Annotated in this window: 19 protein-coding genes; 13 read left to right on the forward strand and 6 right to left on the reverse strand. The window is 38.2% G+C overall.

The genetic code is table 11. The annotated features are described in order from the left end of the window. Positions 1–55: 55 nt before the first annotated feature. The 4 genes from ACY9Z2_RS02725 (at position 56) to ACY9Z2_RS02740 (ending at position 7,361) form a co-directional block, all read left to right on the forward strand. Positions 56–1,174, forward strand: a complete 1,119-nt coding sequence (locus ACY9Z2_RS02725; RefSeq protein ID WP_463608063.1) for an MBL fold metallo-hydrolase — start codon at positions 56–58, stop codon at positions 1,172–1,174. Then, positions 1,174–2,400 carry a zinc-dependent alcohol dehydrogenase gene (locus ACY9Z2_RS02730; RefSeq protein ID WP_463608064.1) on the forward strand — a complete coding sequence of 409 codons (1,227 nt, stop codon included), beginning with the start codon at positions 1,174–1,176 and terminating at the stop codon, positions 2,398–2,400. The genes ACY9Z2_RS02725 and ACY9Z2_RS02730 overlap by 1 nt, the downstream gene beginning before the upstream one ends. A 256-nt stretch (positions 2,401–2,656) precedes the next feature. Further along, positions 2,657–5,842, forward strand: a complete 3,186-nt coding sequence (locus ACY9Z2_RS02735) for an SNF2 helicase associated domain-containing protein (RefSeq protein WP_463608065.1) — start codon at positions 2,657–2,659, stop codon at positions 5,840–5,842. 295 nt (positions 5,843–6,137) lie between these two features. Beyond that, complete coding sequence (locus ACY9Z2_RS02740; protein WP_463608066.1) at positions 6,138–7,361, forward strand: hypothetical protein; 1,224 nt, start codon at positions 6,138–6,140, stop codon at positions 7,359–7,361. Between the two features lie 292 nt (positions 7,362–7,653). Here the strand turns inward: ACY9Z2_RS02740 and ACY9Z2_RS02745 are convergent, their stop codons facing one another. Continuing rightward, a complete protein-coding gene (locus tag ACY9Z2_RS02745; protein ID WP_463608067.1) occupies positions 7,654–9,408 on the reverse strand; it encodes a methyl-accepting chemotaxis protein in 1,755 nt (584 codons plus the stop codon). 290 nt (positions 9,409–9,698) lie between these two features. On the opposite strand from ACY9Z2_RS02745, the gene ACY9Z2_RS02750 reads away from it, so the two are divergent. Genes ACY9Z2_RS02750 through ACY9Z2_RS02775 form a run of 6 tightly spaced genes read left to right on the forward strand, consistent with a single transcriptional unit; the run spans position 9,699 to position 14,106 of the window. Further along, a complete protein-coding gene (locus ACY9Z2_RS02750) occupies positions 9,699–10,250 on the forward strand; it encodes a biotin transporter BioY (RefSeq protein WP_463608068.1) in 552 nt (183 codons plus the stop codon). Positions 10,251–10,262: 12 nt separating this feature from the next. Next, positions 10,263–11,768 carry an AMP-binding protein gene (locus tag ACY9Z2_RS02755; protein ID WP_463608069.1) on the forward strand — a complete coding sequence of 502 codons (1,506 nt, stop codon included), beginning with the start codon at positions 10,263–10,265 and terminating at the stop codon, positions 11,766–11,768. Next, entirely contained in the window at positions 11,722–12,819 is a 1,098-nt protein-coding gene (locus ACY9Z2_RS02760; RefSeq protein WP_463608070.1) for an acetyl-CoA C-acyltransferase, read from the forward strand. The genes ACY9Z2_RS02755 and ACY9Z2_RS02760 overlap by 47 nt, the downstream gene beginning before the upstream one ends. Then, complete coding sequence (locus ACY9Z2_RS02765; RefSeq protein ID WP_463608071.1) at positions 12,816–13,211, forward strand: FAS1-like dehydratase domain-containing protein; 396 nt, start codon at positions 12,816–12,818, stop codon at positions 13,209–13,211. The genes ACY9Z2_RS02760 and ACY9Z2_RS02765 overlap by 4 nt, the downstream gene beginning before the upstream one ends. Further along, on the forward strand, positions 13,208–13,558 hold the full coding sequence (locus ACY9Z2_RS02770) for a MaoC family dehydratase (protein WP_463608072.1): 351 nt from the start codon (positions 13,208–13,210) through the stop codon (positions 13,556–13,558). Before ACY9Z2_RS02765 ends, ACY9Z2_RS02770 begins: the two co-directional genes overlap by 4 nt. A gap of 47 nt (positions 13,559–13,605) precedes the next feature. Then, positions 13,606–14,106: a hypothetical protein gene (locus ACY9Z2_RS02775; protein WP_463608073.1), complete on the forward strand. Its 501-nt coding sequence runs from the start codon at positions 13,606–13,608 to the stop codon at positions 14,104–14,106. Positions 14,107–14,370: 264 nt separating this feature from the next. Here ACY9Z2_RS02775 and ACY9Z2_RS02780 read toward each other — a convergent pair whose 3' ends face one another. Both ACY9Z2_RS02780 and ACY9Z2_RS02785 read right to left on the reverse strand, forming a co-directional pair. After that, on the reverse strand, positions 14,371–15,264 hold the full coding sequence (locus ACY9Z2_RS02780) for a GNAT family N-acetyltransferase (protein WP_463608074.1): 894 nt from the start codon (positions 15,262–15,264) through the stop codon (positions 14,371–14,373). A 25-nt stretch (positions 15,265–15,289) separates the two neighbouring features. Then, positions 15,290–16,147, reverse strand: coding sequence for a LysR family transcriptional regulator (locus ACY9Z2_RS02785; RefSeq protein WP_463608075.1), 858 nt, complete (start codon positions 16,145–16,147; stop codon positions 15,290–15,292). 126 nt (positions 16,148–16,273) lie between these two features. On the opposite strand from ACY9Z2_RS02785, the gene ACY9Z2_RS02790 reads away from it, so the two are divergent. Further along, positions 16,274–16,828, forward strand: coding sequence for a flavodoxin family protein (locus ACY9Z2_RS02790; protein ID WP_463608076.1), 555 nt, complete (start codon positions 16,274–16,276; stop codon positions 16,826–16,828). 159 nt (positions 16,829–16,987) lie between these two features. On the opposite strand, the gene ACY9Z2_RS02795 is transcribed toward ACY9Z2_RS02790, so the two are convergent. Both ACY9Z2_RS02795 and ACY9Z2_RS02800 read right to left on the reverse strand, forming a co-directional pair. Beyond that, a complete protein-coding gene (locus ACY9Z2_RS02795) occupies positions 16,988–17,755 on the reverse strand; it encodes a tyrosine-protein phosphatase (protein ID WP_463608077.1) in 768 nt (255 codons plus the stop codon). Positions 17,756–17,854: 99 nt separating this feature from the next. Next, on the reverse strand, positions 17,855–19,150 hold the full coding sequence (locus ACY9Z2_RS02800; RefSeq protein ID WP_463608078.1) for a Na+/H+ antiporter NhaC family protein: 1,296 nt from the start codon (positions 19,148–19,150) through the stop codon (positions 17,855–17,857). Between the two features lie 274 nt (positions 19,151–19,424). Here ACY9Z2_RS02800 and ACY9Z2_RS02805 point away from each other — a divergent pair, with 274 nt between their 5' ends. Both ACY9Z2_RS02805 and ACY9Z2_RS02810 read left to right on the forward strand, forming a co-directional pair. After that, entirely contained in the window at positions 19,425–19,733 is a 309-nt protein-coding gene (locus ACY9Z2_RS02805) for a hypothetical protein (protein WP_463608079.1), read from the forward strand. An 18-nt stretch (positions 19,734–19,751) separates the two neighbouring features. Beyond that, entirely contained in the window at positions 19,752–20,426 is a 675-nt protein-coding gene (locus tag ACY9Z2_RS02810; RefSeq protein WP_463608080.1) for a RibD family protein, read from the forward strand. Positions 20,427–20,856: 430 nt separating this feature from the next. Here the strand turns inward: ACY9Z2_RS02810 and ACY9Z2_RS02815 are convergent, their stop codons facing one another. Further along, positions 20,857–22,410 carry a GNAT family N-acetyltransferase gene (locus tag ACY9Z2_RS02815; protein WP_463608081.1) on the reverse strand — a complete coding sequence of 518 codons (1,554 nt, stop codon included), beginning with the start codon at positions 22,408–22,410 and terminating at the stop codon, positions 20,857–20,859. Between the last annotated feature and the right edge of the window lie 9 nt (positions 22,411–22,419).

Genomic DNA, 22,419 nt, shown 5'->3' on the forward strand with positions numbered 1-22,419 from the left:
TAGAAAGTTCCGAAATATTAATGCTTAGATTATTTAAATGAGGAGGCGTATTTGAATGAAAACGATGGAAACTGTAATATCAGAAACTACTTTTCAAAAAATAACGCACTTTGATGAGGTGCATATTGATAATAATCCAGGACGCCAGCTACAAAAGATTAAAGAAACTGTTCCAGCGTTTAAAGAATGGTTTAAATCAACAGGCATGGCTTCAGCATTTCATTCATTTGATTTAATTAAAGTACCATATCCAACCAAATACGGTCTATGGCGGGCAGGAAGTAGTTTGTCACCATTTTTATGGTTCACAAACCGCATGTTTATCGTTCAATGGCAAGCAGAAGGACGAACATGGACACTACTTAATGAACCCTCTGAAACAGAATTAGCGGAAGGAACTCCTTTTTATAGCTCCTTAATCGAAAACTATGGGGATTTTTTAAGTAAAAGTGTACTAACGAAGCGCTATGGAACAGTGGAAGGTTATTTAAAAGAAGTCGGATTGAAACCAGAAGACATCGATTTTATCACTTATGATCATCTTCACACTCAGGATGTACGTCGGTGGCTAGGAACGACAAAACCACAAGCTGATATAAGTCCGAATTCTGCAGTGGAAGCCTATTTTCCAAATGCAAAGCTAATTGTTCAGCAAAAAGAGTGGGATATTTTACCTTGCTTGCATCCAATGCAAACGCAATGGTACCAACCTGAAAAATACGCTGACATCCCGATGGATCGCGTATTGTTTATAGAAGGTGATGTGCTGTTGGGACCTGGTGTTTCCTTAATATGGACCCCAGGACACACACAAGGAAACCACTCGCTAGTTGTAAATACGAATTCTGGAATTTGGGTAAGTAGTGAAAATGGCATTGCAGCTGAATGTTTTGTACCAGAGGAAAGTGGAATACCTGGCTTGAAAAAATATGCAAAACACACTGGATTCGAGGTTGTCATTAACGGTAATACGCTTGAGGGAACAGCAAGACAATACAATTCGATGGTACAGGAAAAACTAATGGCCGATCCATGCAAGAGGAATCCGAAAATACCACAGTTTTTCCCAAGTTCAGAGCTAACCCCAAGTCGTTTTTCTATTGGGACAAAGCCTTCTTTCATGCATAAAAAGGTGGCATTTGGAGTTATTCAACGACCAGGAAGTGGAAAATAATGAAGGCTATTGTTTACGACTTTTCCGTACCAAGGTATATTGCAGCAAAAGCACTTGGGAAACGTTTTCCATCGTTGTATTATGGGAAGCCATCTGCGCTATCCATGCAAGAGGTGGATGAACCTACCTTACCGAACGAAAACTGGGTAAAAGTAAAACCAATCTATGCAGGTGTTTGCGGGTCAGATATGGGGGCAATATTTTATAAAACTTCTCCAGCACTCACACCCTTCAACTCATTCCCATCTGTTTTGGGCCATGAAGTTGTTGGAATAGTTACCAAGGTCGGGAATAATGTTCGAGGCATAGAGGTTGGGCAACGCATTTCCGTTGACCCCTATATCACGTGTGAAGTCCGTGGACGAGAAGAACTTTGTCCGGCTTGTAAAAAGGGGATGCACAGCCTATGTCGGTATAAAAGCGGAGCCGATACGTTCGGTCCCGGGATGATCCTTGGATTTTGTAAGGATTTACCCGGAGGATGGAGTGAGTCACTTGTTGTACATGAATCGATGATTATCCCTATTCCAGATACCGTTACAGATACAGTAGCTGCAATGTATGAACCGCTAAGTGTAGGATTACATGCAGTACTACGACAACCACCTAAAAAGGGCGAAAGTGTTCTAGTCATTGGTGGTGGTATGATCGCGTACACGGTAATTGCAGCCATTCGCATGCTTGAAATTGACTGTCATATTACGCATATCAGTTTACTCGACTATCAGAAAGAAATGGGTCTTAAACTTGGTGTTGATGAAGCTTTGACAAGTAATCAGGAATTAGAGGCTACGATGTTAAAAATTCCTGAGACCACCAGGCATAAACCCGCTATCGGTCGGGATGTCTTTGTCGGAGGATTTGATGCGGTATACGATTGTATCGGCAGTAAGGAAAGCCTGGATGATACACTCCGAATGGCTCGTGAGCGTGGAAAGGTAACACTTGTTGGATGTGCAGGTGAGATCAAGCAATTAGATTGGACATTTGTTTGGGCAAATGAACTTTCCGTTTTAGGAACACACGCGTATTCAAAGAAGGAATTGTGGGAAGGAAAAGAAATTTCTACCCACTCACTTTTAACGGAATTAATTGAACGGCATCCTAGCTATCCGCTAGAACCTTTAGCCACACATGAATATACACTTGATCAGTACCAGCAAGCGATCATTGCTAATGTAGAACGTGGAAAGTACAAGTCTATTAAAACATTATTTCGGATTTAAGAATAGTTTTATAAACATAAGATTAGTGGGTAAAATCATCGACGGATGATTTTACCCACTAATCTTAGTATGTTATATAGGGATACATGCTTTTACATTTTCATCTTCATCGTGTTAATAATCGACTATTCCACTAGATTTGCCTTTCATTGGAGCCATCATCTCAAAACTTCTTCCTCCTTCTGATATACACGAGCATTGTGATACAATCATCCTAACTAGATGTAACGAAGTCATAATGAAAGGAGCAGGGCAATTGAACATACGACTGGACGAAAAAACAATTAAAAAAATGTGCGGCCCTATTTCTTTTAAAAGCGGAGAAAATTTTTATCGAAATAATAAAGTAACATTTACTAATTACAGTTCGGAAAAATGCGAAGCGACCGTTTCAGGAACGGAAGACTTTCATGTCATTGTGGAAAAGGATAAAGACGAAGACTTTCGCGCAGAATGCAGTTGCCCAACACTCCCTTCACTAAAAACCAAATGCCAGCATATTGCAGCGGTTTTACTTTCCATTTGGGGACAACAGGGGCGTAGGCCAGACTCCAATCAGGCCATAACGGATAATCTATTAGCTCTTTTTAACGACCAGCCAATCAGACCAAGAAGGCACCAGACACACTTTGAAAACAGGGAAATACTAGATGTAATTTTCAGGTGCAAACCAGTAACTGTATCGAAAGGCGAACAGCTTATTGGCATCGAAATAAAAGTTGATCAAACAGATGTGGTAAATATTCGAGACTTTTTGATCCAACTGAAACAAGGTAAAAATTCAGTAACTCCCTCATTTGTTTACGATCCAAGCCTTCATTGCTTTCAAAAAGAAACGGACAACATCATGCAGCAACTTATTCATGTAGTACATGATGAAAGCGTGTATATAGACGGGCTATCAGACAAATCAGACCTTCCAATTGGTAATCAGACTTTACTTATCCCACCATCTTCATGGGCAAGGCTTGTAACAACGCTTCCACAAGCACCCTTAGTAAAGCTATCGTATAACGGAAATATATTTGACGGGCTTAACGTAACAAACGAGCGACTTCCTTTACAGTTTTACTTTACACAAGGCGATAACACAGACTATCAACTGCAAACAAAAGGGTTAGATCGAATAGTTATTTTAAATGCCTATCAATCTGTTTTAGTTGATAACAAATTAATCTCACTGAAAAGCGAAGATTGTAAAAGACTTTTCGAATTAAAACAGATGTTGGATTCCTCGGGTACGACTGATATACCAATACGTCAAGAACAACTAAATTTATTTTTAGAAAAAGTGTTTGCTGGATTAAAAAGATTAGGCGAAATCCGTATTTCTGACGCCATCGCAACAAAGCTTAAAAAGACTCCTTTAGTTGCTAAACTATATTTGGATCGGGTCAAAAACCGACTGCTCGCGGGACTCGAATTTCATTATGATCAAACAATGACCAATCCTTTAGAAAGTAGAGAACTTCCTTCCAATTCCTACGTTATTCGTGACGTCGAAAAAGAAGAAACAATTCTAGAATTGATGGAAGACGCTTCATTCTCCAAAACAGAGGGAGGCTATTTTCTACATAATGAAGCATTGGAGTACGCATTTTTGTACCATATCGTTCCGAAACTCGAAAAACACGTTACGATTTACGCAACCACAGCGGTCCGAAACCGGATTATCAAAAAAAACGAGCATCCACAGATTAAGGTCAAAGTAAATAAAGAACGCACGAATTGGCTGGAGTTTACATTTGAAATGGAAGGCATCCATGAAAAACATATTCGAGAAATATTAGCTGCATTAGAGGAAAAACGAAAATATTATCGGTTAAAAAGTGGGTCGCTTTTATCTCTTGAAACGCGTGAATTTGAAGAAATCAAACGTTTTTTACATGCAGCTCCAGTGCAGGAAGAGGACTTGGAAAGCCGCTTGAATGTGCCAATTGTTCAAGGTCTTCGGCTTCTCGACACTACCAATAAGCACGATATATTCACATTCGAAGAGTCTTTCCAAAAGTTTATAGAAAGTATCCAGAATCCTAATCCTTCAGAATACAAAGTACCGGACAGTCTGCAACCCGTATTAAGAGACTATCAAGCACATGGATATCGCTGGATGAAAAAAATTTCCAGCTTCGGATTCGGTGGCATATTGGCTGATGATATGGGGCTAGGCAAAACCTTGCAAAGTATCGCGTTTATTTTATCGGAGCTACTGGAAGTCCGAAAAAAGAAGCAACCCGTCCTTATTATTTGTCCATCATCATTGACGTATAACTGGCTCAGCGAAATGAAAAAATTTGCGCCACAAATAAATGCAAAAGTGATGGATGGAAGTATACGAGAGCGAGTTGCGAAACAGATGGATGTTATGGAGGATAGCGATGTAGTAATTACTTCTTATCCGCTTCTTCGTTCAGACATCAATTGGTACAAGAAACAAATCTTTCACACAATCTTTTTTGATGAGGCTCAAGCATTTAAAAATCCAGTAACCCAAACTGCCAGAGCAGTAAAGAAACTTCGGGCGGACTATCGTTTTGCCCTAACTGGTACACCTGTTGAAAATTCTCTAGAAGAATTATGGTCGATTTTTCACGTAGTTTTTCCGGAATTATTTCAGGGATTAAAAGAATTCAGCAATCTTACAAAAAAGAAAATTTCTCGTAGAATCCGTCCATTTTTACTTCGGAGATTGAAAAAAGATGTACTATTAGAGCTCCCAGAAAAAATGGAATCAATTGAAACAGCAGAGTTATTACCAGATCAGAAAAAACTGTACGGCGCATATTTAGCGAAACTAAGACAAGACACATTGAAGCATTTGGACAAGAATACGCTTCGAAAAAACCGTATCAAAATACTTGCTGGCATAACCCGACTAAGACAAATCTGTTGCCACCCAGCATTGTTTGTCGATGGCTATAACGGAAGCTCAGCGAAATTTGAACAGTTGATGCAAATCATAGAAGAATCAAGACTTGCAGGTAGAAGAATTTTGATATTTTCCCAATTCACCAAAATGCTTGAACTGATCGGCAGAAATCTATCCAGACAAGGTCAATCCTACCTTTACCTCGACGGACAAACTCCTTCAAAGGAACGCGTAGAAATTAGCAACCGATTCAATTCCGGAGAACGAAAAATTTTCCTTATTTCCTTAAAAGCAGGCGGTACAGGACTAAATCTTACCGGGGCAGACACTGTCATCCTGTACGATCTCTGGTGGAATCCCGCAGTTGAAGAACAAGCTGCTGACCGTGCCTATCGCATCGGCCAAACAAATGCTGTTCAGGTCATTAAACTGGTTGCACGCGGTACTATTGAAGAAAAAATGAACACACTACAGGAAAAGAAGAAGCATTTAATAGCAGAGGTTATTGATCCTGAAGATAAGTCTGCTGCTATGCTTACGGAAGAAGACATTCGAGAAATATTGAATGTATAGCTTCCTTTTACAGATCACTCATTAGAAAAATTCGGCATTCAATTGGCACTCAGTAGCTAATGCCGAATTTTTTAGAATGTCTATCCTAACTTAGACTTTCTGACGTTATAATTAAAATAATTCTGATCCAATGATTAGATTATTTTTTAATTATCATTACTGAATAGATTGTGATATAGTTAAGGTGTAATTTTTGCAAAATTCATATAAACATATCCTTAATGAGAAACCTACACTACAAAACCTCCAATGATTCCCCACCAGGATCGAAATCCATTTTAGGGAGTGAAGTGCAGTGAACAGATATGTTCTATTTATTGGTATTGCCCTCGCACTAATTCTATACGGCTGTTCGAATGAACCAAAAGCGGACGAAGAGAAAAATGAGAAAACCGAACAAACCACACAAGACAATCCTAAAGAGAATGAAAAAATTACATTAGAAAAGGCTGAGAAACAAGTTGATATACAATTAACTAAAGGATTAGAGTCTGGCCTAAAAAACCAAGACAAAGAAGCTTTCCTTCAACTTTTCAGTAAACGTGATGAATTGTTTTATAAAGAACAAGAAAGATGGTTTGAAGAATATGTTTATTTGTTATATGACGGTTATAAAATCGAAGCAAGTATAAAAGATATTACACTAACATCTTCTGAAAAAGGGCAGGTTAGTTTCACCGTTTACATCGAACGACCAACTGGAGAAACATTAAATGCTTCTGTTACTTACGGCATTTCTACCGCGATTAATGATACAGACGAGTGGAAAATATACGGCATGCCATTTAGGGAAATAAAAGATGGAATTTTTACTGTTAATTATTTGGAATCACAAAAGGAGACGGCTACTAACGTACTAGATCATGCAAAAAAAGTGGTTGGGGCATATAAAAATAGTTTTAAATGGCAGGTAGAGCGAGTTGACGTAAAACTTTTCAAAAATAGTAATGAGCTAGTCGCAACGATTCCCTTCTGGACGGATAAAGCTCTGGGCTGGAATGAATACCACGAAGCGATAAAAGTAGTAGTTAATGACAATGAAGAAGCTACCCAGTACATTTTAGCTCATGAAATTGCGCATCAGCTTTTATCCGATTTAACAAACGATAATTCCCCAATATGGTTCCAAGAAGGCTTTGCAAACTTCTTACCAGAAGGACTTAAAGAGTCAGGCGGTATGTTTTCATTTGATTTAAACAAAAGCAACAAGGCATCACAAACCATGCTTGATCGACTGGAAGGCAAAGTATCGTTCCCTAAGATTTCCGCTATAAGCGAGGAAAAGTATCTTGATGTGTACGGATACCTCTTCATTAACTACTTAGTACAGGAACACTCGATGGAAAAGTTTATGGGGATGCTATCAGATTTAAAGAATTATCCTTATATCGATAAACGAATAGCCCATAAAACAGAGCAAATGGAAGAAATATTACTTAAAACGATTGAAAAACATTATGGATCTTTGGAGCAAATTTCTGAGGGGTATGAAAAATTTTATAAAAACAGTACTAAATAAATAGTAAGACGAGGCTGGGACAAAAGAAATCAATCAAGTAAAATCACGAACAATGAGTTATATTAGCTCCGGAAATATACGCAGACTCCTTGAAAAAGAAAATCACTTTTTCTGCGTGCGATGCTTTTTAGGGAAGCATTCCTTGTCCTGCGGGAGGAAAGGCATCGGTTAGTCTCCCTAAGGTGCGCGAAGTATATTTCCGGAGCGGTTTTATTACGCAATTTATATTATTGTTCGAATTTACTTTGATAAAAATACTTATGTCTCAGCCTCGTATTATATTGAATACATATTATTCAGTCACATACGTATCAACTTTCTTATTTAGCCTATTACTCATAGCTGTTAACGTTTCTAATTTATTCGATACATCTTCAAATGACGCATTTACTTCTTCAGAAATACCAGCAACTGTTTCTGCATTAGAGGAACTCAGTTTTGCGGCTATTCCCATTTGGTTAATCATAGATGATATTTCTTTCGTTCTCTTCGTTACCTTCTCCATGTTGTCTAAAACTCTACTTACGTTAGTCGAAACATTCGTTGTGGCGTCAACAATTTCGCCAAAATTACTACCTGTTTTCATAATGATTTCTTTACTGTTATCAGTCGAATCATTTGTCTTCCTCATCACGTTTATTACTTCTTTTGTTTCCCGCTGAATAGCTTCAATAATAGAGCTTATATTAACTGTAGCCTCAGATGATTGACTAGCTAATTTCCTTACCTCATCAGCTACTACAGCAAACCCTTTACCTGCTTCACCAGCTCTTGCCGCCTCTATAGTCGCGTTCAACGCTAACAAATTTGTTTGACTAGCTAAATCGCTAATGACAGCTACTATCGTATCGATTTCACCTGTTTTTTCTCCAAGTACATCAATCTTATGTACGGATTTTTTTACGTTTGATTCAATCTCGTTAAATTTAGAGACAATCACATTTATATCTGTTTTACCTACATTGGCCTTGTTGGTTGCAATAGTTGAGAGATCCATGACGGTCTTAATATTTCCCTCTACATCCTCAACCTCCTTCGCAATATCATTCATGTAATTTTCCATTAGCGCCATACTGTCAAACTGTTGAATTGTCTCAGAAGATACCTCATCAATTGAAACAGCTACTTGATTGATACCAGCCTTTGTCTCTACAGTATTAATAGAAAGCTGTTCTGCAGTATGATTAACATGTTTAATATTATTCTTAACATCCTTGAAAATAGACCTCAGCGATTTAGTCATCTCGTTAAAATTACTCGTTAGTTTGCCAAGTTCATCCTTCGTCTTTACCTCTAAAGATGGTACAGTAAAGTCACCAGAAGCTACTCTTTCGACCTGATAAGAAATTCTTGCTAGTGGCTTTGTGATTAGCAGTAACGTTATGTACACAAGAACGATTGTTATAATAATTGAACTAACACAAATAATTAGGACCCATGTTATACCAGCCTTGCTTAATTGAACGGAATATTCCACTCTATCAGCTATTCTTTGTTTAGCAGTATCGACAATAGATGATATCGAGATATTTGCCCGATCAAAATATGCTATACTCTTAAACGCATCATTTTTTGCTACATTATGCTCTCCATTTAATGAGTTGCTAACAGCATTATTCGTTAACTCCTTATAGCTATCCCACTGCTTTATAAAATCTTTATATGAATTTTTCACACTGCTATCACCTAATTTAACAATTAAAGGCTCAATCCTCTTTCTACTTGCTTCTAAGTTTTTTATCGTAGTATGTATATCACTCTCTAATTTTTTAATAGAAACGGTTAAGGTCGTGCTAGATATCTCATTCAAATATTTATTTATTTTCAACATATCATTATTTATACTAGTTGCTTCCATCATGATTGGTAATGCCAATTGGTCAATCTCTTTATCATTATTAGAAATGGTATGCATGAAATAATAGATAATACTACTCATTACGATCAGTAATAAAAGTACGGCAGAAAAACTCGCTATTACACGTGATCGTATAGATAAGGTATTTATTTTCTTTGCTACTCTCTTTAATACGGACCCCTTTTTCATACGCACCCTCCTTTAGACCTATACATTTATCATACATAAACTAGTAACCCAGAAGAAGAGGATTAAACGTAACTTTACACAATCTTTACACCCTACTAAATCCGGATGATTTACTCAGATTATGTAATCAAACCTGTATATTATTTAAAATGGAAATTAGTCACAGTTTGTATCATTCCAATGGTACAAACTGTTTATGTTAACTTAGTGAAATAATTGGTTGACATAAAGGGTAAATCACATTACATTAATAGGTATGCAACCTACTAACATAGAATAGGAGATTCGTTATGAACATACGTGAAATTACATATGTTGCTTTATTTGCGGCAATTATGGGGGCGCTTGGCTTTATTCCTCCAATTTTCCTTGCTTTTACACCCGTACCAATCACAATGCAAACGCTAGGTGTGCTTCTGGCAGGTGGACTTCTCGGTGCCCGTTTAGGTGGTATGAGTATGCTTGTTTTCTTGGCACTTGTTGCAGCAGGTCTTCCACTTCTTTCAGGTGGCCGCGGTGGGCTGGGAGTGTTTTTTGGACCTAGCGCAGGTTATTTGCTATCCTATCCAATAACGGCTTACGTACTAGGTTACATCCAATCTCACTTTAAAAACCTACGATTAGCTAACATTCTACTAATCAACCTAACGATAGGAATTTTCTTAATCTATTTAATTGGTGTTCCTGTACAAGCATTTATGATGAACATCGATCTTTTAACAGCTGCCAAGATGAGTCTAGTATACTTACCAGGAGATGCCTTGAAAGCAACAATTGCATCTTTTTTAATCTATAAACTTCAACATTACTCCGTCTTTAAAAGGAGACCGATTGCGAATTAAAGGAGAATGCACGTGTCAACAATTACAGGTTCATACGCCCATCATGCTTTAAAAAACCCTGATAAAACTGCGATTCGAACTGCTACTGAAACGGTTAGTTACAGTGATTGGTATAGCATGGTTTGTAAAACAGCTAGCTGGTTGCGCACAAACGTTGGTTCAGAAAAAACAATTGGGATCTTTATGCCGAACGGAATTGCTTATTTACAGCTTTTTGCTGGCGCAGCAATGGCCGGCTGTATAGCTGCCACGTTTGACGCAAAGTGGAAACGAATAGAACTTTACGGGCGCATCGCTGTTTCTTCACCATCTATAATCATTACAACGAAAAAACTAGCTACTCGCCTTGATACAGATTCAACAATCGTATATTGGGAAGATGCCACAATACAAATGAAAGATTGTGATGCTACTTGGAACGAGAATGTTAGTGAAGACACGTTATTTTACATGGGATTCACTTCTGGATCCACTGGTAAGCCAAAAGCTTTTGTCCGCGATCATAAATCTTGGATCTCGAGCTTTGCGTGCAACCGCAGTGACTTTCACATGGTTGAAATTGATCACGTATTAATTCCAGGTTCGCTCATCCACTCTCATTTTCTATACGGGGCAGTCAGTACGTTGTATTTAGGTGGAACAATCTATTTGATGGACAAATTCTCACCTACAAACGCGCTAAATCTTCTAGAAGATTTCCCTATAACAGTGTTATACGTCGTTCCCACTATGATCGAGGCAATGTTAATAGAAAAACACACGATACATAAGCCATTAAAAATTATTTCGTCCGGTGCAAAATGGGAGACAACCTCCAAAGAAAAGCTTCGGGAACAGTTTTTAAATGTAACCCTATTCGAATTTTATGGAGCAAGCGAACTAAGCTACGTGTCGCTTTTACGTGATGAGGATCACCAAGCAAAACCAGGTTCGGTCGGTAAATCCTTTCATAATGTTGAAATCGAAATACGACTTGAAAATGGAGATAAAGCTAAGCTTGGAAAGACAGGTAAGATTTTTGTCCGAAGTAATATGATTATTTCTGGATACATTCATGAAAACATTCATGACATTCATTCGATTATTGATGAAAACGGGTGGGCTACAGTAGATGATATGGGCTACCTTGATCATGACGGCTATTTATACATCAATGGCCGTGAAAAAAATATGATTTTATACGGCGGTGTCAATGTTTTCCCAGAAGAAATTGAGTCTGTTTTAATGGATCATCCAGATGTTGAAGAGGTAGCTGTCATTGGTATCCAACATGATTATTGGGGCCAAATACCTGTTGCCGTCATTAAAGGAACTCCCTCTACACGTCAGTTGAAAAAACATTGCAAGAAAAATCTTTCAGCTTACAAACTACCTAGAAAGTGGCATTTTGTGAATGAAATACCACACACAACAACCGGCAAAATAGCCCGAACAGCTGTAAAAGAATTAATCAAACCCGAGGTGAACGTACATGAACAGAGCAGTAATCGTAAACGCAAAGCGAACACCTATCGGTAAAAGAAATGGGATTTTCAAACAAATGGAGCCACATGTACTAGCGGCACCTATAATCCAGCAGTTGGCAAAAGGTCTAGAAACAGAAATAAATGAAGTTATTATTGGAAATACGGTCGCACCAGGAGGCAATCTTGCCCGCCTAACTGCTTTAGAAGCTGGATTACCATTATCAATCCCCGGAATGACTATTGATCGACAGTGTAGTGCAGGGCTTGAAGCAATACGTACAGCATGTCATTTCATTCAAGGGGATGCTGGTAATTTATATGTTGCTGGCGGAATAGAAAGTACAAGTACCTCGCCATATCCAGAGCGTGCACGTTTTTCACCTGATTCAATAGGCGATCCCGATATGGGAATGGCAGCTGAAAACGTCGCCCGCAAATATGGCATTTCAAGAGGTATGCAGGATGAATATGCTCTATTAAGCTATCAACGTAGCTGGAACGCTTTTAATAAAGGTTATTATGATCAAGAATTAGTAGCGATTGAAGGCATACAAACAGATGAAGGTTTTCATAAAATGCGCAATATGGAGACATTATTAAGACGGGCTAGACCAATTTTTGTTCCAGAAAATGGATCAGTAACCGCAGCTAATAGCTGTGGGATTCATGATGGTGCCGCTGCCGTCGTGGTGATGGAAGAAGGCTTAGCAACAAAACTTAATAAAAAGCCGATTCTCCGGTTCATTGACAGCGTGGCAAGTGGTGTCCACCCTAATTATCCTGGGATATCACCTGTACCAACAGTTAGAGAATTGTTGAAGCGGAACGAGTTATCAGTTGACGAAATTGATTTATTTGAGATTAACGAAGCGTTTGCTTCCAAAGTTGTAGCATGCGCACAGGAGCTCTCCATTCCTTATGAAAAATTGAATGTCTCTGGTGGCGCATTAACGATCGGCCACCCATATGCAGCATCAGGTGCCATTTTGGTGAACCGATTATTTTATGAGGCTCAAAGAAGAAAAGATGCAAAATATGTGATTGCTGCCATTGGCAGTGGTGGTGGCGTTGGACTGGCAGTTCTTTTTGAGGTGATAACATGAAAACGGAGAAACAAACGTTCATTTTTACGAAGGAACAAGTGAAGCAATTTGTTGATGTTCTCGGAGACCGAAACCCAATATACGAAAACATCAATAACGCAAAAAGCTTAGGCTTCCGAAACATACCAGTTCCACCGACAATGCCCATGATTGTCTATCAATCTTTTGACATACCGTGGTCAATGGAAGCACCAATTATTCATCGAAAACAACAATGTAAAATTCATCAACAGATGTTCATTGATGAACGCTACGAAGGCTTTGTCATATTATCTGATATTCGCAAAAGGAACGACAATACGTTTAGTAAACAGACCCTTTACTTGTATGATGATACAAACACCGTCTGTTTCAGTGGAATTTCTCACATTGTCTCAGGTGATATACGATGAAAAAATTACAGTTTTTTATCACAGAACAGGATATTAACACGTACGCACAGATTTCTGGCGACGTTAATCCCGTACACCTTGACGACAAGTATGCAAAAACGCATGGTTTCTCTGGGAAGATAGCTCACGGCATGTTAACAATGGCAAAAATTTGGTCGGTACTTTCCTCATCCAATCTAGTTCACCCAAACGATTTTCCATCTACATATGAACTGTCATTTTCAGCACCAGTCTATCCAGGTGATTTGATTACGTTAAAAATTACATTCCAGAAAGACAAACTTCTATTCAATGCCACGTGTGAGGATAAAGTTTTGGCAAAAGGGTTCATTCAAATGAATCGATGAAACAAAAATACCAACTTATACGTATTATAGTTAAGGAGGTCACTCAAATGGAAAATACCGTTTATGTTTCAGACAACTTTTTCTCAGCAGGCGAAACAATTGTTAAGAATCCAGACAACCGGGAAATCGGTTACCTTGACTTGAAAAGTGCTTTCTCATCAGGAGTTTCTTTTTATGGAGAAGATAAGTCTTTATTGACTTCTGGAGGATTTAAAACCTTTTCCAATCAGTGGATTGTAAGTGATAAGAACAACGTAGAACTTGGCGTGTTAAAAACAAGTTGGTTTGCATTTTCAAAAAAATATACATACACGAAAGCAAACGGTAGTAGTTACAAAATTTCATCCCCCGCATTTTCAAAAGATTTTACAATCCATGATGATCGGTCAAATGAGGTAGCAACGTTTAAACGAACTAGCAGTTTTTTCTCTTCCTCGGCATATGAACTTAATAATTACGGCAATCCAATGCCCACTGAAGAACTGATAATCGTTGTTATGGGAGTTAATGCAATTGAAAAACGCAAACAGAGCAGCGCAGCTACATAAGTTACAGCTCATGCCTTGTTAAAAATTAAAAGTAGCCCGCTTCACCCATAAGGGAGTTTCGCGGACACACAATCCGCTATTTGCTCCTAACACTTCCTTTTTGGCACGTTACCGGACACCAGAGACCCTATTTCATAAAAATTGTGTTAAACCAACCATCAAATCATGACATAGCGAATCCTAAGTCCGGTAAATCAAAAATTCACCTGTTTTATGCTAAATAACGGATTCTGTGTCCGCATACCCCTCCCTTCCAGGTCACTACTATAAATAATAATGATAACAAGCTACTGCTTCTACTTGCTTAAATCCTTCTTGCAAATACAGTGATTTTGCCCCTTGATTATCAGCATTCACACACAGAACGGTTCGATCATACGATTTTTCTTTAGCAAAGTGTAGCATTGCACGCAACATATTTCTTCCTAGGCCCTTGCCTTGATACTCAGGTAATAATGCGATCGGACCAATATCCATAATAGGTTCATTTTCATACTCATCATCTGAGCATTTGATTACGCCAACTGGTCGCTCCCCGTGGTAGAGAATTCTTGCCCCACCTTCAATTGACTCCTCTGCCGTCATCATTTTCGTAATCATTTCCACAGTTTGCGGTGTCTCACTTCCTTTAAGCGTTGCAAAACTTGCATTCCTAACTTCACACCATGCTTCTTCATCGGTTCCTAGTCGAAATAGCCGAAGTTCATAATCCTTAGGGAAATGAAAATTAGGAACAACCAAGTCATCGCGCACGAGCAGAAATGCGTATCGGTCTAACGCAAAATTTAACCGCTTAATCGATTGATCCAATTCCTCGTTCATAACCGGGACAAATACGAAAATAGAATCAAGCCCCTCTGCATGCTTTAAAATAGCTTCCATCAACAACTGGTAGTGTTCCTGATCACCTACTTCTGAATGAAAAATTCGAAATCGGGCTTTCTTGCCTCGTTTCGCATAATCATCAAGTATTAGAGATGCAGCCGCTACAATCTCTCCTTCTTGATTTCTACTAATATAGGTGGGGTTTTCTTCATTTGGTTCAAAATCTCTTAGGTCCTCATCGTACAGAAAGGAATCATCCACTTTGTATTTGTGTTTCTTACAATAGGTAATAAAATCTTCTACTTTTTCTTTCGTTAATTGTTCAGCTTTCATTGGGATGACCTCCATATTATATTTTCTAACCTGTATTCTTCAATAAATTAAGAAACACTTCCAAATTAACCGATAACCACTTATCTTTATGAATGGCTGAATATATTCCAAGACCATACCCTTCCTCACCTGTTGGAGTTTCTTTTAAGTTACCTTGATCAATTTCATCTTTCACAACAAACTGTGGGAGCATGGATTTTCCAAGTCCACACAGAACACATTGTTTAATTGCTTCTACACTTGGTAATTCTACTCTTGAAATTGCAGGTTTTCCTTCTTTTTTTATATGTTCCTCGACAGCTTGACGCCAGCTACAGGAATATTCGGTAACAAGCATGGTTTCTGTCCGAACATTATCTAAATTTTTAACAGAATGGACCAATGATAGCTTTTCATCTCGTAATTTTTCAATTGTTAGATCCCTTGCATACCATTCTGACTGCTCCACAATGATGGCAACGTCAATATCACCCTTTTTTAACTGACTTGATAGGTCATCATAATTAAGCGACTTGAGCGTCAACTCAATATTAGGGAATTCTTCCATGAAATTCATAATAATTGTTGGTAACCAATAAATCATCAACGATTCACTTGCACCGATAGTTAGTTGACCAGCTGGTTCATCTGCAATGTTGATGACCTCTTTCGATCTGGAATAGAGTTTTATAATATCTAATGCATAGGGAAGAAAATTTCTACCAGCTTGCGTTAAGGTTATTTGTTTACCTAGACGATCAAAAAGAGGTTGCCCCAATTCCTTTTCCAGTTCTTTCATATGACCGGTAATCGAAGACTGTGCGTACCCCAACTCATCCGCTGCTTTTTTAAACCCTCCTACATCAACAATTGTTCTGAATGTAATAAGGTGACGAAGCTCCATATCACATACTCCTCCCCATTATCATTTTTACTGAATCAAATTATCTAAAATATCTATTTTACTGAACCCAATAAGTACTTTACACTGTAAGTACACGTAATTCAAGTTAATAAGGAGTGAGCTTATATGAAAATTATGGCACTATTAGGAAGTTCAAGAAGAGATGGAAATACGGAATACCTCATCAAAAGGGGGCTTCAAGGCATCGAACACCAGACGGTTTATCTATTGGACCATAAGGTAGATCCTATCGTTGATAAACGACATACAGAAGAAGGTTTTAGCTATGTAGATGATGATTATGAAAAGCTATTTTTCGAGTTTTTGAAGCAAGATATTATCATCTTTGGCTCGCCTTTATATTGGTTTGGCATGTCGGGACAGTTGAAAATATTCTTTGACCGTTGGAGTCAATATTTAAAGGACGATCGATTTAATCTAAAAGAAGAATTGAGTAAAAAAAGTGCTTATGTAATAGTAACCGGTGAAAATCCAGATCCGAAGATTGCTGCATTACCAGTTATTCAGCAATTTAATCACATCTTCGAATATGTAGGAATGGATTTTACTGACTATATAATTGGAAAAGGAAACAAACCAAATGAGGTTCTAAATGACCCAGTTGCACTAACGAAGATTGACTTGTGGAATGAAAACCTTAACAAAATGACGGTTAGATAGAAAAAAATTATTAGAAAAACTCGGCATTCGCCTCGTCCTTAATAGCGAATGCCGAAGTTTTTCTTATAAGGTCTACCATAACTTATGCTTTCTGACGTTATAAAAATGGTCGGAGATGATCAATATCCCCGACCTTCTATATCAAAACAAAATTCGCTTTTAATCCAACAAATTGTTTTTCAGAACCTGTATATCATCATCAGTTAATCCAATTGAATTCTTCATGTACGCTTCCACAGTTCCATATTTGTTTTCCAATTCATCAAAGAATGTATTGATGTATTCAGCACGCGCCTCAACCATCGCATCCATAACAGCCTGCTCAACATTTGGATTTTTGGTTACGCCTAATGCATCAAAGTTTGCTTTCATTTTCTCAACAGCATTATTTGTATACATATAGTCCTGATCAATGACTTCCCGTGGGACTCCGAGTACACTTAATATTAACGCAGATACTGCACCTGTTCGATCTTTTCCAGCCATACAATGGAAAAGCATTGGTTTATCAGGTTCATCTAATAAAACATCAAATACTTTTTTAAATGCGCTTGTGTAGCCCACCATGTTCCGATTCAAGGATATCAACAATTCTCCAGGCTTACTGTTTTCAAGTGTTACTGAATGAACATCGCCAACCTGTCGTACTGTTTTTACATCTGAAACAATTGGTGTATGAATCCATAAAGCATCGCCTAAAAGAGGATCCGGAAACTTTTCAATCTCATCAACTCCACGAAGATCACAAATTTTCTTAATGCCAAGTTGACGAATCACTTCTATATCCGCTTCTGTCAATTGACTTAAATTTCCCGATCGAAAAAGTTTACCCCACTTTACTATTCGGCCATCTTCCGTCTGATACCCACCTAGGTCGCGGAAGTTAAAACTTCCTTCAAGTGTAATTTCCCGTCTATTCTGTTGCATGAAAGGATCCCCCTACAATTCTAATTAGTTTTATTATACAAGAGGAAAAAGCAAATGAGATAAAACCATACTACCTTTTTAAATAAGATATAGCGCTAACTAAACCTTTTCCTTCTTGAAATGTGGATAGCCAATCAAAATAGCTATTATTCCACATATACCAATTAATACTGGATAAAACGAATATTGCAGAATGCTCACTGGCGATATTTTTGCAACCCCTGCCGCAACAAGCAATTGCGCTCCATACGGTATTAAACCTTGAACACAGCATGAAAATACATCAAGCAAGCTTGCCGATTTACGCGAATCAATTCCATAATTATCAGCAATGGTTTTGGCAAGTGGACCAGTAGTGATAATCGATATTGTATTATTTGCTGTCGATAAATCCGTCAATCCCACAAGACCTGCAATACTGAATTCAGCGCCTTTTTTTGATTTTATATTGCGCGTTAACCGATATAGCAGATAGTCGATACCACCATTATGATTGATGATTGCCACCATACCAGCAATTAAAATAGCAAGGAACGAAATTTCATACATCCCAGCCATCCCTTCACCAATTTTTTGGATGATAGTCATTAACTGATAGCTGCCATCTACTAGCCCGATAATTCCTGCAAACGCAATTCCAATTGAAAGAACAAGAAAAACATTGACCCCTACTAGTGCGGTGATAAGTACACATATATATGGCAAAACCATAATCCAACTATAAGATTGTTGTGTGATAGACGTTTCTTCACCCATTGTTAAAAACATAAGAATGATACATGTGATTATCGCCGCTGGTAATACAATGAAAAAATTCACTTTAAACTTATCTTTCATTTTTGTACCTTGTGTTCTCACTGCCGCAATTGTCGTGTCTGAAATGAAGGACAAATTATCCCCAAACATTGCCCCACCAATAATGGTTGCCATTGAAAGCACTAACGAAATCTCCGTTTGATCACTAATTCCTACCCCTATTGGTGCTAGTGCTACAATTGTGCCCATACTAGTCCCCATAGCTAAAGAAATGAAGCAAGCAATAATAAATATACCAACCATCAATAAATTTTGCGGAACAATTGATAGTGCAAGATTCACCGTAGAATCAACCGCACCCATCCCTTTTGCTACTTCGGAAAAAGCCCCTGCTAAAAGGAAAATGAGGACCATTAACATAATATTCCTGTCTCCAGCACCCTTACAAAAAACTTCAACTTTTTGATCAAACCGCTCTTTTCGATTCATAGCTAACGCAACGACAGCCGCAATCGCGATAGCCACAATCACTGGAAATGTATAAAAATCTCCTGTTATAACACCTGATCCAATAAATAATAGTAAAAACACCACAAATGGGACTAATGCCCATGGATTCCCTTTTCTATCTCTATTCATAAAAAACACCCTTCTTCTTTCCACTTGGAAAGACCTCTTGTATCAAACAATGAGAAGAGGTCTTGTAAATCAGTTTTTGCAAGAAAAACTATACATCCATTTCGACAAAGCATATATTGAAAATAAAACAAGAATACAATATTTCACTTCTTTTCTCAAGGCATAGGCGATGACACAGCTTTTACTAGTTGTGATAAAATACAGGTAGAAGTTTCCAAAAATTTCAATTGTTAGTTGAAAATTGACTAAGACAATTTGTTTAGGAGGAGATTCATTGAAAAAGCAGTTAGTAAAAGCAGGCATTACATTACTAATTTTGTTAGTAATAACAGCTGGTATTGCTGCCCTTTTTAATGGTCGTTTTGTGGACTTCGCTATACTAGTTGGCGGTCTAGCTACAATCAGCATAGCGTTTACAACCTCTTATTCTGGTGGAGCAAGTAACAATGTTGACCCACAAACCATGAGTTATGTTGCTCCACCTAATAACAATGACTACGATGGAAACAATTCCCCGAAAACGAGTTTGTATGTAGCTGTTTTGTATACTCTTGGCGCGTTGGTAGCATTATTCATCACATAAACTAAAGGAGCGATTAATTTGGCAAAGCCTAACGTAATTCTTAACATTTTCTCTTCAGTAGATGGAAGAATCACCACAGGACCAAACAGGAATGTATCGGAATGGACAGCTGCAGGAATTGACGGAGAAGCCCATGAAATAGCCAATCGACTATACGATGATTTGGAATGTGATGGGCTAATTTCAGGTAGCGAAACATTGATGGTGTACGGCAATCATTGGATAGATCTACCGAAACCCCTCTACGAACCAACGAAGTCAAAAGCATACATTGTTTTTGACGGAAAAGGAAAAATTGACTGGCATCAAACAGAGGGATTGCTTGTCGTTACCAAGGAAAATGTATCTGTAGATTATATTAACCAATTAGAGAGCAAGGGAATCAACTATATTCAAGCAGGTAGTGGTGAATACATAGACTTACACCTAGCCTTACAAAAATTATTCGAACTAGGATTCTGCACACTTGGTCTAAGTGGTGGAGCATCGATTAATGGCGCATTTTTACGCCAAGGATTGATAGATGAAGTTAGTCTGGTTCTCGCTCCTTTAGCAGTTGGCGGAAAGACTACCCCTACTGTGTTCGATTGTGAAGATTTGAAGGGCCTGGAAGGGGTAACTGCCTTGAAATTGCTGGATACGAAGGTTGTAGGAGAGGGTTCTGTTTGGGTTCATTATAAGGTTAATGAATAATTCAGATAGATAAATATAGCCATAACTATAACAATACAATAGTTATGGCTTCCTCTTAAGTCAGTAAATCACCAATTTTAATTATTGGATTGTTTCGTAATTGCACGAACGAGGCTGAGACAAAACTAATACTACCAATTTAAATACGAACAATGAATTGTATTAGCTCCGGAAATATACGTAGACTCCTGCGGGAAGACAGGCATCGGTGAGACCCCACAGTGCGTAAGCACGAGTAGGCTCACCAGCCGCCCTAAGGTGCGCGAGTATATTTCCGGAGCGAGTTATTTGCACTAATTATCTTATGTTCAGATTTTCATTGATAAAAATAGTTTTGTCCCGGCCTCTCCTTTTTTACATATTTATAGAAATCTTATTTTAATACAAAAAAAACGCTCACCTACTAAACAGCAAATGAGCGTTCCATAACCTACAACACCGTATCATTCTTTTTATACTTCACTTCAAATAGATCCCGACGTCGATCACGCAATTGTCTCACTGTACCAGACTTTCGTTGTCTCCGCAAAATCTCTAAATCTACATCCCCCACAACAACCGCTTCGATATTTGGGTTACATTCACCGATAATTCCATCACGAGCAAACTCAAAATCGGAAGGTGTAAAGATGCCAGACTGCGCATACTGAATATCCATATTTTCCACTTGCGTTAAGTTACCGGCAGTACCCGCGATCACCGTGTATACTTGGTTTTCTACAGCACGAGCCTGTGCACAGTAACGCACGCGTAAATATCCTTGACGATCATCGGTACAAAACGGAACGAAAATGATGTTAGCACCTTGGTCAACTGCATACCGTGTAAGCTCTGGGAATTGGATATCATAGCAAATCTGAATGGCAATTTTACCACAATCTGTATCAAACACTTTAACTGCATCACCCGGTTTGATTCCCCACCATTTTTTCTCGTTTGGCGTTACGTGAATCTTATATTGCTTCTCAATCGTTCCATCTCGTCGGAACAGATAAGAAATGTTATAAACGTGGTCATCTTCTTCTACAAAGTGTGATCCACCAATGATATTTACATTGTACTTTACTGCTAAGTTAGTAAAAAGTTCAATGTAATCCTCGGTGTATTCCGTTAGCTTACGAACAGCCTTCGATGGAACTTTTTCCTCTAAGAATGACATCAACTGCGTCGTAAATATTTCCGGGAAAACAGCAAAGTCCGATCCAAAGTCATACGCAACATCAACGTAATACTCGACTTGCTTGGCAAATTCCTCAAACGACTCAATCGTCTTCATCATATATTGAATAACAGTTATTCGAACTGGATAGGCAGTCTTAAAATGACGCTTCGTTTTTGCCCGATACTCAATATTATTCCATTCCATTAACGTCGCATATTGCAGCGACTTTTCATCATCTGGTAAATAACCAGGGTTAATCCGCATCACATTAAATCCATTCATGATTTGGAACGTTAACACCGGATCATAGATGTTTTGATAGCCAACCTCTTCCACATATTCCCTTGGTGAATATTGATCCTTATATTTGTGGTAATTCGGAATTCGTCCACCAATAATAATACTTTTTAAATTCAGCTCTCTAGCTAAATCCTTTCTTGCTTCGTAAAGCCTTCTGCCAATCTTCATCCCCCGAAATTCTGGGTCAACCATAACCTCTATTCCATACAGATTATAGCCTTCTGGATCGTGGTTGGTAATATATCCTTCATCCGTGATGTCATCCCATGTGTGGCGATCATCGTATTCATCAAAGTTAACAATTAAGCTCGAGCAGCTTCCGATAATTTTACCGTCATATTCTACACAAAATTGACCTTCTGGAAAGGTTTCTAAATGACTTTCCAATTGTTCACGCTTCCAAGGATCCATGTTGTGAAAGCAGACCTTTTGTAGTTCTAAAATTTGGTCGATATCTTCATTCTGTATATTTCTAACTTCCATTTTCTTTTCAAAGTTCGATAAGTCCAATTTAGTAGACATAGAAATTCT

This window comes from Virgibacillus sp. GM2-2, from assembly GCF_055329585.1.